11 protein-coding genes are annotated in these 14,349 nt (G+C 67.5%); 4 read left to right on the forward strand and 7 right to left on the reverse strand.

Translation table 11 applies throughout. The features are described from left to right. Positions 1–34: 34 nt before the first annotated feature. The 5 genes from gluQRS to H6900_10400 form a co-directional block, all read right to left on the reverse strand. Complete coding sequence (gene gluQRS, locus H6900_10380) at positions 35–877, reverse strand: tRNA glutamyl-Q(34) synthetase GluQRS (protein MCC0073681.1); 843 nt, start codon at positions 875–877, stop codon at positions 35–37. Further along, positions 865–2,196 (reverse strand): methylenetetrahydrofolate--tRNA-(uracil(54)-C(5))-methyltransferase (FADH(2)-oxidizing) TrmFO, encoded by a 1,332-nt coding sequence (gene trmFO, locus H6900_10385; GenBank protein MCC0073682.1) that lies wholly within the window; start codon positions 2,194–2,196, stop codon positions 865–867. The genes gluQRS and trmFO overlap by 13 nt, the downstream gene beginning before the upstream one ends. A 78-nt stretch (positions 2,197–2,274) precedes the next feature. Continuing rightward, entirely contained in the window at positions 2,275–2,625 is a 351-nt protein-coding gene (locus H6900_10390) for a hypothetical protein (protein MCC0073683.1), read from the reverse strand. A 53-nt stretch (positions 2,626–2,678) separates the two neighbouring features. After that, positions 2,679–5,306 (reverse strand): DNA gyrase subunit A, encoded by a 2,628-nt coding sequence (gyrA, locus tag H6900_10395; GenBank protein MCC0073684.1) that lies wholly within the window; start codon positions 5,304–5,306, stop codon positions 2,679–2,681. 295 nt (positions 5,307–5,601) lie between these two features. Beyond that, positions 5,602–6,522 carry a manganese-dependent inorganic pyrophosphatase gene (locus H6900_10400; protein ID MCC0073685.1) on the reverse strand — a complete coding sequence of 307 codons (921 nt, stop codon included), beginning with the start codon at positions 6,520–6,522 and terminating at the stop codon, positions 5,602–5,604. 111 nt (positions 6,523–6,633) lie between these two features. On the opposite strand from H6900_10400, the gene H6900_10405 reads away from it, so the two are divergent. Further along, positions 6,634–7,302: a DUF2161 domain-containing phosphodiesterase gene (locus H6900_10405; GenBank protein ID MCC0073686.1), complete on the forward strand. Its 669-nt coding sequence runs from the start codon at positions 6,634–6,636 to the stop codon at positions 7,300–7,302. A gap of 3 nt (positions 7,303–7,305) precedes the next feature. Here the strand turns inward: H6900_10405 and ade are convergent, their stop codons facing one another. After that, positions 7,306–8,997 carry an adenine deaminase gene (gene ade, locus H6900_10410; GenBank protein MCC0073687.1) on the reverse strand — a complete coding sequence of 564 codons (1,692 nt, stop codon included), beginning with the start codon at positions 8,995–8,997 and terminating at the stop codon, positions 7,306–7,308. After that, positions 8,994–9,869 carry an NAD(P)-dependent oxidoreductase gene (locus H6900_10415; protein ID MCC0073688.1) on the reverse strand — a complete coding sequence of 292 codons (876 nt, stop codon included), beginning with the start codon at positions 9,867–9,869 and terminating at the stop codon, positions 8,994–8,996. The genes ade and H6900_10415 overlap by 4 nt, the downstream gene beginning before the upstream one ends. 98 nt (positions 9,870–9,967) lie before the next feature. Between H6900_10415 and H6900_10420 the strand changes: the two genes are divergently transcribed. Genes H6900_10420 through H6900_10430 form a run of 3 tightly spaced genes read left to right on the forward strand, consistent with a single transcriptional unit; the run spans position 9,968 to position 14,339 of the window. Next, positions 9,968–12,457: a penicillin acylase family protein gene (locus H6900_10420; GenBank protein MCC0073689.1), complete on the forward strand. Its 2,490-nt coding sequence runs from the start codon at positions 9,968–9,970 to the stop codon at positions 12,455–12,457. Positions 12,458–12,500: 43 nt separating this feature from the next. Continuing rightward, entirely contained in the window at positions 12,501–13,373 is an 873-nt protein-coding gene (locus H6900_10425) for an ATPase (GenBank protein MCC0073690.1), read from the forward strand. 42 nt (positions 13,374–13,415) lie between these two features. Further along, the gene (locus H6900_10430; protein ID MCC0073691.1) at positions 13,416–14,339 is read left to right on the forward strand and encodes a homoserine O-succinyltransferase; all 924 of its coding nucleotides are present in this window, start codon (positions 13,416–13,418) and stop codon (positions 14,337–14,339) included. Positions 14,340–14,349 lie beyond the last annotated feature (10 nt).

Below are 14,349 nucleotides of genomic sequence, written 5' to 3' on the forward strand. Positions count from 1 at the left end.
GCGCCCCCGTCCGGACGGTCGGGGCCGCATGGCATCACAGGCCGATCATGGCGCGGATGTCGGCCGGCGTCGCGCCCTCGGCCCGAAACAGGCCCAGGGCGCGGGCATCGTCGCGTTTGGCCAGACGTTTGCCTTGTGCGTCGCGGATCAGGCGGTGGTGGTGATACGCGGGCGTCGGCAGGTCGAGAAGGCGTTGCAGCAGGACATGAATCGGGGTCGCGTCGAACAGATCGGCGCCGCGCGTGACCAGCGTGATGCCCTGCGCCGCGTCGTCGACCGTCACGGCGAGATGATAGGAGGTTCCAAGATCCCGCCGTGCCAGCACGATGTCACCGACATTCCGCACCAGCCATTCGGGCGAATACGGATGCCAGCCTGGCCGCAACGGGCCGGTTTCCCGAAACCTGACAGGGCCGACCAGCGCGACCGCCCGGTCCATGTTCAGCCGAATGGCGGCACCGGGGTCCTGGTGTCCCGCCTCGCGACAGGTGCCGGGATAGACGGGACCATCCGGGCCGATCCTCGGCGCCCCTTCCTGCGGGGCGCTGAGGGCGGCGCGGATGTCGCCCCGGGTGCAGGTGCAGCGATAGGTGACGCCCAGCGCGGCCAACCGGGACAGCGCGGCGCGATAGGCCGGCCGGCGGTCCGACTGACGCATCACCGGAACCGGCCAGTCCAGGCCGAGCCAGTGCAGATCGTCATAGATCTGCTGTTCGAACAAGGGTTTGCAACGCGCCGTGTCGATGTCTTCGATGCGCAGCAACATCTGACCCTGTGCCGTTTCGGCCAGATGGGCGGCGGTCAGTGCGGAAAAGGCGTGCCCCAGATGCAAGGGCCCGGTGGGCGAGGGCGCGAACCGGGTAATCAGGCCAGCCACGCCTGAAAGGCCTCTTTCGCGCGGTCGGTATAGGCCTTGTAGCGGTCCTTTCTGCCCTTGCGACCGCCGCGCATGTCGATCGGCGGGAACAGGCCGAAGTTCACGTTCATCGGCTGAAAGGTTCGGGCATCGGCGTCGCCGGTGATATGCGCGATCAGCGCCCCCATCGCGGTTTCGCGGGGTGGGGGCCGCAGCGCGCGACCCTGGATCTCGGCGGCGGCGAGACGACCGGCGACCAGCCCCATCGCGGCGGATTCCACATACCCCTCGACCCCGGTGATTTGTCCGGCAAAGCGCAGGTTCGGGCGTTGGCGCAGGCGCATCTGCGCGTCGAGCAGCCTGGGCGCGTTGAGAAACGTATTGCGATGAATCCCGCCGAGCCGCGCGAATCCGGCCTGTTCCAGCCCGGGGATCATGCGGAACACCTCGGTCTGGGCGCCGTGCTTCATCTTTGTCTGAAAGCCCACGATATTATAGAGCGTTCCCAAAGCGTTGTCGCGCCTGAGCTGCACGACCGCGTAGGGTTTGTTCGCCGGATCGTTGGCGTTGGTCAGGCCGACCGGCTTCATCGGCCCGTGCCTGAGCGTGTCGCGCCCGCGTTCGGCCATGACCTCGATGGGCAGGCAGCCGTCGAAATAGCCGGCGGTCTCGCCCTCGTGAAACTCGGCCTTGGGGGCTGCGAGGATGGCGTCGATGAAGGCCTCGTATTGTTCGCGGGTCATCGGGCAGTTGAGATAGGCCTTGCGCTCTTCCTCGGTCTCGCCCTTGTCATAGCGCGACTGGAACCAGGCCTTGGACAGGTCCACCGTGTCGAAATGGACGATCGGCGCGATCGCATCGAAGAACGCCAGCGAGTCGGTCCCGGTTTCGGTGCGGATCGCCTGGGCCAGCGCGTCCGAGGTCAGCGGCCCCGTGGCCAGGATCCAGTGACCGTCGGTCGGCAGGGTGGTGATCTCGCCGGGTTCGGTTCGGATCAGGGGATGGGCGCGCAGCCGTTCGGTCACGGCGCGCGAAAAGGCCTCGCGGTCCACGGCGAGGGCGCCGCCGGCGGGCAACGCGTGGCGGTCGGCCATGGCCATCACCAACCCGCCGGCCGCGCGCATTTCCCAATGCAAAAGGCCCACGGCGTTCTGTTCGTCATCGTCCGAGCGGAACGAGTTCGAACAGACCATTTCCGCGAAATCGCCGGTCTGGTGGGCAAAGGTGCCGATCACGGGGCGCATTTCGTGCAGCACGACGGGCACGCCGGCCTCGGCGGCTTGCCATGCGGCTTCGGATCCGGCCATGCCGCCGCCGACGATGTGGAGTTCTTCGGTCATGGCCGAGATGTAGCTGCGGCGGGGCGCGAAGGGAAGGGGCCGCGAGCGGGCCATTCCGGGCGGGGCGCGCGGCTGGCGCTAAAGCAGCGCCAGGCGCTCTACCCGTTCCGGATCGGGGAACGGACGATAGAGACCGAAATCCACCCGCGCGATGTGTTGATGCATCTGGTCGTAGCGATGCGTCGCCTCATCCCCGCCCTTGCCCAAAAAGCGGAACGCGGCGTCGAGCTGGGCAAGATCGCGCACCTCGATCTCCAGCAGGAAGTCGGCGCAATCGTCGCCGCCCAGGTTCAGCTTGCGCCGCATCAGGCGCCACCCCTCGATTCGACCGTCATCGCGCAAGAGCGAAAGCCATGCTTCCAGCGCATGGGCGAACACCAGCGCCTTGGTGTCGGATTTCAGGTCGATCATGCAGTGGTAAATGTTCATGGCCGGGCCCCCTGGAGACCCGGCCACTACAGCATCAAACCGTGAACAAGCCGTTACGCGTCGTCGCCCTGTTCGACAACGCGCGCGACCGATACGACCTCTTCGCCCTTGGCGGTGTTGAACACCCGCACCCCCCCGGCCGAGCGCGACCGGAAGCTGACCTGGTCCACCGGCACCCGGATCGACTGCCCGGTCGAGGTCGCCAGCATGATCTGGTCGCCCGGATCGACCGGGAAGCTCGCCACCAGGGCGCCCCCGCGCATCGCCTTGTCCATCGCCATGACGCCCTGGCCGCCGCGCCCGCGCACCGGATAGTCGTGCGACGACGACAGCTTGCCGGCGCCCGATTGGGTCACGGTCAGGATCAGGTCCTCGCGCGCCGACATTTCGGCGTAGCGGTCGGTGCTGAGTTGCCCGGCCTCGACGCCCGTGTCGTCGTCGTCGGCCTCGGGCTCGTCGGTGGCACCGGCCATCAGGCGGCGTTGCTTCAGATAGGCCGCGCGTTCCTCGGGCGTGGCCTCGAAGTGGCGGATCACCGACATCGAGACGACGGTGTCGCCCGTGGCCAGCCGGATGCCGCGCACACCGGTCGAATCGCGGCCCTTGAAGACGCGCACATCGGTCGTCGGGAAGCGGATCGCCCGGCCCATCGCGGTGACCAGCATCACGTCGTCGTTTTCGTCGGCGATGCGGGCGTTCACCAGACTGACCCCTTCGGGCAGCTTCATCGCGATCTTGCCGTTGCGCATCACGTTGGTGAAATCGCTCAGCGCGTTGCGCCGCACGTCCCCGTCCGAGGTGGCAAAGACGATCTGGAGATCGTCCCATTCGGTTTCGGGCGCGTCCACGGGCATGATGGCGGCGATCGACACGCCGGGCGGGATCGGCAGGATGTTGACGATCGCCTTGCCCCGCGCCGAGCGTCCCGCCATCGGCAAGCGCCAGCACTTCAGCTTGTAGACCATGCCGTCGGTGGTGAAGAACAGCAGATGCGTGTGCGTGTTGGCGACGAACAGCGTGGTCACCACGTCGTCTTCCTTGGTCGCCATGCTGGACAGGCCCTTGCCGCCCCGGTTCTGCGACCGGAATTCGACCAGCGGCGTGCGCTTGATATACCCGCCCGAGGTGATGGTGACGACCATGTCCTCGCGTTCGATCAGGTCTTCGTCGTCCAGGTCGCCCGCCCAGTCGATGATCTCGGTCCGTCGCGGCACGGCGAACAGGCTGCGCACCTCGTCGAGTTCTGCGGTGATGATGGCCAGGATCCGCGCCCGCGAGCGCAGGATGTCGAGGTAATCCTTGATCTTGACGGCCAGGTCCTCCAGCTCGTCGGTGACCTCCTTGACGCCCAGCGCGGTCAGACGTTGCAGCCGCAGTTCCAGAATGGCGCGGGCCTGGATTTCGCTCAGGTTGTAGGTGCCGTCGTCGTTCAGGGTATGGCTGGGATCGTCGATCAGCCGGATGTAGGCGGCAATATCGGCAGCCGGCCAGCGGCGCGACATCAGCTTCTCGCGCGCATCCGCCGGATCGGCCGAGGCGCGGATCGTCGCCACCACCTCGTCGACATTCGACACCGCGACCGCCAGGCCGCACAGCACATGGCTGCGCTCGCGCGCCTTGTTCAACTCATAGGCCGTTCGGCGGGTCACCACTTCCTCGCGGAACGCGATGAAATGCCACAGGAAATCCCTGAGCGTCAGCTGCTCGGGCCGGCCGCCGTTCAGCGCCAGCATGTTGCAGCCGAACGAGGTCTGCATCGGCGTGAAGCGGAAAAGCTGGTTCAACACCACGTCCGGCGTCGCGTCGCGCTTCAGCTCGACGACCACGCGCACGCCGATCCGGTCGGATTCGTCGGCGACATGGGCGATGCCGTCGATGCGCTTGTCACGCACCGCTTCGGCGATCTTCTCGACCATCTGCGCCTTGTTCACCTGATAGGGGATCTCGTCCACGACGATCGCATAGCGGTCCTTGCGGATTTCCTCGACCCGGGTCTTGGCGCGCACGATGACGGAACCGCGCCCCTCGAGATACGCCTTTCGCGCACCGCCCCGGCCCATGATCTGCGCGCCGGTGGGAAAGTCCGGGGCCGGCACATACTGCATCAGGTCTTCCGAGGTCAGATCGGGGTTCTCGATCAAGGCCTTGGTCGCGTCGATCACCTCGCCCAGGTTGTGCGGCGGGATGTTGGTCGCCATGCCGACGGCGATGCCGCCCGCGCCGTTGACCAGCATGTTCGGGAACCGCGCGGGCAGGACCGTGGGTTCCTGGTCCTTGCCGTCGTAATTGTCCTGGAAATCGACCGTGTCCTTGTCGATATCGGCCAGCATGTAGTTCGCCGACTTCGCCATCCGCACCTCGGTGTAGCGAAACGCCGCCGCCTTGTCTCCGTCCATCGAGCCAAAGTTGCCCTGCCCGTCCAGCAAGGGCAGGGACATCGAAAACCCCTGCGCCATCCGCACCAGCGCGTCATAGATCGCCGCGTCGCCATGCGGGTGATACTTGCCCATCGCGTCCGCCACCGGGCGCGAGGATTTTCGATAGGGCTTGTCAAAGGTGTTGCCGACCTCGTGCATGGCGAAAAGGATGCGCCGGTGCACAGGCTTCAACCCGTCGCGCAGATCGGGAATCGCGCGGCTGACGATCACGCTCATCGCGTAATCCAGATACGCGGTGCGCATCTCCTGAACGATGGAGACACCGGGCTGCGCGGGGCTCTTGCCGCCGGTTTCCGTCGGGTTTTCGATCTCGTCGCTCACCGGGGCCTCGCGCGTCTTTTCCACAAGATTTTGTTGGCTGTCTTATAGCCGAACCCAACCCGCAGGCGCAATGCCCGCCCCCCCTCCCAAACCGAAAAGGACGCCCGCGACGGCGCCCTCATCATCTTGTCGCAAATACGCACGGGGGGGTTCTCAGGGGGGAGCCGTGCTCCCCCCTGAGGCGGGGGTGCGGGGGCGGCAGCCCCCGCCGCCCGCCTTACAGCGTCAGCGCGGGAATGATCTGCTTCTTGCGGCTCATGATCCCGGGCAGCAGCACCGTGTCGCCCGACACCGTCGCGCCAAAGCTCTTTTCGGCCATGGTCTTCACCAGATCGTTCGGCACCAGCAGCGTCGCCTCCTCGTTCAGGATATCTACCACGAACAGCAGCACCTGGTCGGCGCCATCCTCTCGCGCGACCGCCTCCATCGCCGCCATCAGGCTGTCCTTGCGATCCAGAACCAGCTTCGGTGCGGTGGTTTCCAGCACCGAGACGCGCAATTCCTTGCCGGCGACGGTGTATTCCTTGCTGTCCATGCGCAGCAGCGCGGCGTCCGAAAACGCCGAGATGTCGGACTTCGCCTCGAACAGCGCGGTCGCCAGTTCGGGGATCGCCACGCCCAGGTCGGCCGCCAGGGCCTCGGCCACGGCGCGGTCGTGGGGGGTGGTGGTGGGGCTGCGGAATTCCAGCGTGTCCGACAGGATGCACGACAGCATCGCGCCCTTGATGCCGCGCGGAGCGGCGGCCAGCGCCTCCTGGCCCATCAGGTCGTAAAGGATCGTGGCCGTGCAGGCCAGCGGGCGGATGGTGATGTCGATCGGGCCCTTGGTTTCCAGCCCGCCGACCAGCTTGTGGTGGTCGATGATCTGGCGGATGTCGGCGGCATTGATGCCGTCGGGCAGTTCGGCGGGGTTGTTCGTGTCCACGATCACCACCGGCGTGCCGGCCGCCACGCCCGACACGATCTCGGGCTTGTCCAGCCCCCAGTGCGTCAGCACGAAGGCGGCCTCGGTGTTGGGTTCGCCCAGCAGCACGGGCTTCGCGGGCGTGCCCGAGTGGGTCAGATACCAGGCCCAGGCGATGGGCGATCCGGTCGAGTCGGTATCGGGCGATTTGTGGCCGAGAACGAGCGTGGTCATGGGCGGGGTCCGTGCACTGGGAAGGGTTCGGGCGCGTTATAGGCAAGGGCCGCGCGCAGGGAAAGGGGGCGCCGCTTGCACGCGGGGCCTGTCCGCCGCTAACGTGCCGCCATGCAGCGCGAAGCCGATCTCTACCCGCCCCTGAAGGCGCATTTCGAATCCCGCGGCCTGATCGTCAAGGGCGAGATCGGCGCCGCCGATCTGGTGGCGATGGGCGGGCCGGATCCGGTCATCGTCGAGATGAAGCTGAAATTCTCGCTGGCGCTCTACCACCAGGCCATCGCCCGGCTGTCGGTGACGCCCCAGGTCTATCTGGCGGTGCCGCACCCCGAAGGGCCGGCGGCGCGCCGGATGATCCGCGAGAACACCGCGCTCAGCCGGCGGCTCGGGCTGGGGTTGCTGACGGTGCGCGCGCGGGACGGTTTCGTCGCCGTCCTGGCCGAGCCGGGCCCCTATGCGCCGCGCGTCTCCAAGGTCCGGCGCGCGCGCATCGAGGCCGAGTTCGCGCGCCGTCAGGGCGACCCGAACGCGGGCGGGGCCACGCGCCACGGCCTGGTCACGGGCTACCGGCAGGACGCGCTGCGCTGCGCGGCCTATCTGGCGGAATACGGCGCCGCGCGAGGCGCCGCAGTGGCGCGCGACACCGGCGTCCCCGGGGCCACGCGGATCATGGCCGACAACCATTACGGATGGTTCCGGCGCCGGGAAAAGGGCGTCTACGACCTGACGCCCGAAGGGCAGCGCGGCCTGGCCGACTGGGACGGCGCGCTGCCCGGCTAGGGCTCAGCGGATCACCTCGAAGCGGTCCACATCGACCATGCCGTGGTCGGTGATCTTCAGATGCGGGATCACCGGCAGCGCCAGAAAGGCGAGTTGCAGGAAGGGTTCCTCCAATTCGACCCCCAGGGTCCGCGCCGCCGCGCGCAGCGCCACCAACCCGTCGCGCACGGTTTCGAACGGCTCCAGCGACATCAGCCCCGCCACCGGCAGCGCCAGTTCGGCCAGCACCGCGCCGTCGCGCACCACGACGAACCCGCCCTCGATCTCGCCCAGCCGTTTCGCGGCCAGCGCCATGTCGGCGTAATCCGCGCCGACCACCGCGATGTTGTGGTGGTCGTGGCACACGGTCGAGGCGATCGCCCCGGCCTTCAGCGCGAAGCCCCGCACGAAGCCGTTGGCGATGTTGCCGTTCTTTCCGTGGCGTTCGATCACCGTGATGCGCGCCAGGTCCTGCGACGGGTCGGGCCGCTTGTCGCCGTCGGTCGCGGGGATCGACAGGCGCAGGTGTTCGGTCAGGATCTTGCCGGGCCAGATGCCGATGACCGGCGTTTCGGGGTTGTTGCCGGCGTAGCGGAAGCTTTCGGGCCGGATCGGCGGCACATGGACCGACTGGCGGGCGACCGGCGCGATCACGTCGCGCGCGGCAAAGGCCGCGTCATCGGCCAGCACCCCGCCGCAGAACACCATGCTCGCGTGGCAGGTCGCCGGGTCGTCCAGCACGACGATATCGGCGCGTTTGCCCGGTGCGATCTGGCCGCGATCCTTCAGGCCAAAGGCCTCGGCCGCGGAAAGCGACGCCGCGCGGTAGACCGACAGCGGATCGCGGCCCTTGGCGATGAGCCGCCGGATCATGTAGTCCAGATGTCCGTGTTCGGCGATGTCCAGCGGGTTGCGGTCATCGGTGCACAGGCACAGATAGGCCGACGTCACGGGTGTCAGCACCTCGGCCAGCGCCTCGAGGTCCTTGCTGACCGATCCCTCGCGGATCAGCACGCGCATTCCCTTTTGCAACTTCTCCGTGGCCTCGGCGGCCGAGGTCGCCTCGTGTTCGGTTCGGATGCCGGCGCTGATATAGGCGTTCAGGTCCTTGCCGCCCAGCAGGGGCGAATGGCCGTCGATGTGACGCCCCTCGAAGGCCGTCAGCTTGGCCATGCAGCCCGGATCGCGGTGGATCACGCCGGGATAGTTCATGAACTCGGCCAGGCCGATCACGCGGGGGTGGTCGGCCAGCGGCGCCAGGTCGTCCGCCGTCAGCTCGGCACCGGCGGTTTCCATATGCGTCGAGGGCACGCAGGACGACAGGTTGACGCGGATATCCATCACCGTGCGTGCCGAGGCGTCCAGGAAATAGCGGATGCCGGTCAGGCCCGCGACATTGGCGATCTCGTGCGGGTCGCAGATCGCGGTGGTGACGCCCCGGGGCAGCACGCACCGGTCGAATTCGAAGGGCGTGATGCAGGAGCTTTCGATATGCAGATGCGTGTCGATGAAGCCCGGCACCAGCACCTTGCCGCTGACATCGATGATGCGCGTCCCCTCGTAGCTGGCGCCGATGCCGACGATCCGGTCGCCGCAAATCGCCACGTCGCCCGGGATCATCGCGCCCGTCACCATGTCCCAGACGGTGCCGCCCCTCAGCACCAGATCCGCGGGTTCGTCGCCGCGCCCCTGCGCGATGCGGGTTTGCAGGGTCATGACGACAGCCTCCGCAGGCGCTCGATCAGGCTGGAGGTGTCCCAGCGCCCGCCGCCCATCTGCTGGATGTCCTTGTAGAACTGATCGACCAGCGCGGTCATCGGCAGGGGCGCGCCGATCTCGTTGCCGGTTTGCAGGCAGATGCCCAGGTCCTTGCGCATCCAGTCCACGGCAAAGCCATAGTCGAACTTGCCGTCCAGCATCGTCGCGTGGCGGTTGACCATCTGCCACGATCCGGCGGCGCCGCCCTGGATCACCTCGATCACGGCCTTGCCGTCCATGCCGGCCTTCTCGCCGAATCGCAGCGCCTCGGCCAGGCCCTGCACCAGCCCGGCGATGCAGATCTGGTTCATCATCTTGGCGATCTGGCCCGCGCCCGACTCGCCCAGCCGCTTCACGGTGCGGCCATAGGCCTGCATGACGGGCTCGGCGCGGGTGTAGTCCCCCTCGGTTCCGCCGCACATGATCGAGAGCACGCCGTTTTCCGCCCCCGCCTGGCCGCCCGACACCGGCGCGTCCACGAAACCGATGCCGGCCGCGCGGGCCTCGGCGTCCAGCGCGCGGGTGATGGCGGCCGAGACGGTGGTGTGATCCACGAAGACCGCGCCCGCGTCCATGCCGGCAAAGGCGCCGTCCGCGCCCCGGCAGACCTGGGCCAGATCGTCGTCATTGCCGACACAGGCCATGACGAACGCCGCGCCACGGGCGGCGTCGCGCGGCGTGGGGGCGGCGGCGGCGCCGTGTTCGGCCGCCCAACGGTCCGCCTTGGCGCCCGTGCGATTGTAGACGGTCACCGTGTGCCCCGCGCGGGCCAGATGCCCGGCCATCGGGTAGCCCATGACCCCCAGCCCCAGAAATGCCACCTTGGCCATGCGTTCCCCTCTCTGTCGATGGTTTGAATTGCGCTCGAGCGCCCGAGGCCATAGGAAACGAACCACGTTCCGAGGTCAACACGACGAGGCTGTCCGCAATGCTTTCCACCTTCCGCTGGCTGTTTCGCATCGCAACGGCGCTGGTGGTTCTGGCGGTCGTGGTCGTGGTCGGGGTCTATTATTTCCTGTCGCGCTCGTTGCCCGACTACGACACCACCTGGCGCGTGCGCGGCATTTCGGCCGAGGTCGAGATCGCGCGCAACACCTGGGCGGTGCCGCATATCTTTGGCCAGTCGGACGCGGATGTGTTCTACGGCCTGGGCTTTGCCCATGCGCAGGATCGGCTGTGGCAGATGACCTTGCTGCGGCGCACCGCGCAGGGCCGGCTGAGCGAGATTTTCGGCGAACGCACCCTGCGCACCGACGAGTTGATGCGCCGGCTGGACCTGTATCACCTGGCGCAGGATTCGGTCGCCGCCCAGGATGACGACACGCTGGCCGCGCTCGATGCCTATGCGCGCGGGGTGAATGCCTGGATCACGCTGGTCAACGACCGCGCGCTGGGGCGGGGGGCGCCCGAATTCTTCCTGTTCCCGGGCGAGGTGTCGCTGTGGCAGCCGGCCGATTCCATCGCTCTCATCAAGCTGATGGCGGTGCAGCTTTCGGGGCAGCTCGAGAACGAGGTGCGCCGCGCGCGCCTGTCGGCGCTGATCGGCGACGCCCGCACCCGCGACCTGATGCCCGAGGACAGCTCGCAGGGTCTGGCGGCCTTGCCCGATTTCGCCAGCCTGTTCCCGACCGTGACGCGCACTCAGCTGGCCATGGCCCCGGTCGAGCCCATCGACCTGCCGGGCGGGGCGCTGTCGCCGTTCCGCCCCTTTGCGATGGCGGGCGCGTCGAACGCCTGGGCGGCGGCGCCGACCCGGTCCGCCAATGGCGGCACGCTGCTGGCGAACGACCCGCATCTGGGCTTTACCGCGCCGTCGATCTGGTATCTGGCGCGGCTGAATCTCAGCTCCGGGGCGGTCACGGGGGGCACCATACCGGGCATTCCGGCGGTGCTGGTCGGCCGGTCCGAGGCGCTGGGCTGGGCGCTGACCTCGTCCTATCTGGACGACCAGGACCTGTTCATGGAGGAGCTGGACCCCGACGATTCGACCCGCTACCGCACCGCCGACGGCTGGGCCAGCTTCGAGACCCGCCGCTCGATCATCCAGGTCGCGGATGCCGATCCGGTGACGGTGACGCTGCGCTGGTCGCAGAACGGGCCGATCCTGCCGGGCAGCCATTTCTCGCTGGCCTCGGTCACGCCGCCCGGCCATGTGGCGGCGTTGTCCTGGACGGCGCTGACCGGCGACGACACCTCGATGAGCGCGGCGATCGGCATCATGCGCGCGCAAAGCGTCGATCAGGCGCTGGCGGCGGGCGAACGCTATGTCGCGCCGGCGCAGAACCTGACGGTGATCGACCACGACCATATCGCGATGCAACTGATCGGCCGGATGCCGCGCCGCGACGCCGCCAGCCCCACCCAAGGCAGGATGCCGGCGCCGGGCTGGGACCCGGCGGCGCGCTGGCAGGGGAGTTTCCCCTACAGCTCGAACCCGCGGTTCTACGATCCGCCGACCGGGTTGATCGGCAACACCAACAACAAACCCCTGGATCGTCCCTTTCCGCTGCACGTCAGTTTCGACTGGGGCGACACGATGCGCATCCAGCGGTGGGTGCGGCTGATGCGCCAGCGCAGCGTCCACACGCGCGAAAGCTTCATCGAGGCGCAGCTCGACACCGTCAGCCAGGCCGCGCGCACGCTGTTGCCGCTGGTCGGGGCCGAGCTGTGGTTCCAGGGCGCCCCCGCCGAGCCCGGCACCCCCGAGGCGCAACGCCAGATCGCCCTGCAACTGCTGGCCGACTGGAACGGCGAGATGTCCGAGCATCTGCCCGAACCGCTGATCTACGCCGCCTGGATGCGCGAGTTGCAGTTTCGCCTGATCCGCGACGAGCTGGGGCCGACCGCCGACATGTTCACCCATCTCGAACCCGAATTCATCGAACGCGTGTTCAACAACACCGACGGCGCGAGTGTCTGGTGCGACGTGGTGCAGTCGGCGGTGGTGGAAACCTGCGTCGATATCGCGCGCACGGCGCTGGACGCGGCGCTGCTGGACCTGGAACAGCACTATGGCCCGGCCATCGAAAGCTGGCGCTGGGGCGACGCCCACCAGGCCGCGCACGACCACCCGGTGCTGGGTGACGTGCCGATCCTGCGGCATTTCGTGAACATCCGCCAATCGACCAGCGGCGGCGACAACACGCTGATGCGCGGCCGCACCCAGGGCGGCCCGCCCGGCGCGGCGGAACCGTTTCTTAACGTTCACGGCGCAGGATACCGGGGCGTCTACGACATGGCCGACCCCGAGGCGAGCGTGTTCATCATTTCCACCGGCGAATCGGGGCACCCGCTCAGCCGCCATTACGACGACCTCGGGGTGTTGTGGCGGCGGGGCGAATATATCCCGATGACGCTGGACCCCGATCTGGCGCGCGCCGGCGGGGTCGGTGTGACCCGACTTGAACCTCGCCCCTGAGGGGCGCATATTCCCGTTTTGCATAGCGTTGCCGAGTGTGCCGATGATCTACGAAACGCCCGCCGAATGGACCGATGCCGCGCACAAGCGCGTGCTGCTGTTCGGCATGTCCGGTCTTGGAAAGACCCGCATTTCCTCGATTCTGCGGGACGGGGGGTGGTTCCACTATTCGGTCGATTACCGGATCGGCACCCGCTACATGGGCGAGGCGATCGCCGACAATTTCAAACGCGAGGCGATGAAAATCCCCTTGCTGCGCGAATTGCTGCTTTCGGACTCGGTGCGCATCGCCTCGAACATCACCTTCGACAACCTGGCGCCGCTCAGCACCTATCTGGGCAAGCCCGGCGATCCCGCGCTGGGCGGTCTGCCGTTCGAGGAATATCGCCGCCGCCAGGCCCAGCACCGCGAGGCCGAGATCGACGCGCTGCTGGACACGCCGAAATTCGTGAACCGGGCGCTGGATATTTATGGCTACCGGAACTTCGTCTGCGACACCAGCGGCTCCATCTGCGAGGTGGTGAACCCCGAGAACCGCGTGGACCCGGTGTTGAGCGTGCTGTCGCGCCACCTGGCCCTGGTCTGGATCGAGGGCAGCGAGGATCACACCCAGGCGCTGATCGAACGCTTCGACCGCGCGCCCAAACCCATGTATTACCGGCCGGAATTCCTGATGGAGTGCTGGTCGGCCTATCTGGCGGAAACGGGCCGAATGCCCGGGGCGGTGGACCCGGACGCCTTCGTCCGCTGGACCTATGCCCGCGCGCTGGCGCATCGCCAGCCTCGATACGCGGCCATGGCAGCGCACTGGGGGCTCAGGGTTGCCGCCGACGAGGTCGCCCAGGTGAACACGCCGGCGGATTTCACCGCCCTGATCACCGAGGCGCTTGCCAAGCGCGGGTCCCGGGCAGCCTGAGGACCCGCGCCTCAGACCCCCCCGGAACAACGGAAGACGACCATGCCGATCACCTTGCCCGCCAACCTGCCCGCCTTTGACGTGCTTTCGCGCGAGGGGGTGATGGTCATGTCGGACACCCGTGCCGCCCGTCAGGACATCCGCCCGCTGAAGATCGGGCTGCTCAACCTGATGCCCAAGAAGATCCAGACGGAAAACCAGTTCGCCCGGCTGATCGGCGCGACGCCGTTGCAGATCGACTTTCGCCTGATCCGCATGAGCGAGCATCAGACGAAGAACACCGCCGCCGAGCATATGGAGGCCTTCTACAAGCCCTTTCAGGAGGTGAAGGACGAGAAGTTCGACGGTCTCATCATCACCGGCGCGCCGATCGAACACCTGCCCTTTGAAGAGGTCACCTATTGGGACGAGTTGTGCGAGGTCTTCGCCTGGACGCAGACGCATGTGCAGTCCACTTTTGGCGTGTGCTGGGGCGGCATGGCGATGATCAACCATTTCCACGGCGTGCCCAAGCATATCCTGGACCACAAGGCCTTTGGCTGCTTCCGGCACCGCAATCTGGCGCCGGCCTCGCCCTATCTGCGCGGATTCTCGGATGATGTGCTGATCCCCGTCAGTCGCTGGACCGAAGTGCGCCAGGCCGAGGTGGACGCGGTCCCGGGGCTGACGACCTTGCTGGGATCCCCGGAGGTGGGCCCCTGCCTGATCGAAGATCCCGCGCACCGCGCGCTCTACATCTTCAACCATTTCGAATACGACTCGGGCACGCTGAAAGAGGAATACGACCGCGATGTCGCCGCGGGGAAGGGGATCAACGTGCCGGTCAACTACTATCCGGGCGACGACCCGACGAAGGCGCCGCTCAACCGCTGGCGCAGCCATGCGCATCTGCTTTACGGCAACTGGCTGAACGAGATCTACCAGAGCACGCCCTTCGACCCCGCGCAGATCGGGGTCGCCGACTGACCCTTCGCAG

The organism is Rhodobacter sp. (assembly GCA_020637515.1).
Lineage (GTDB): Bacteria > Pseudomonadota > Alphaproteobacteria > Rhodobacterales > Rhodobacteraceae > Pararhodobacter.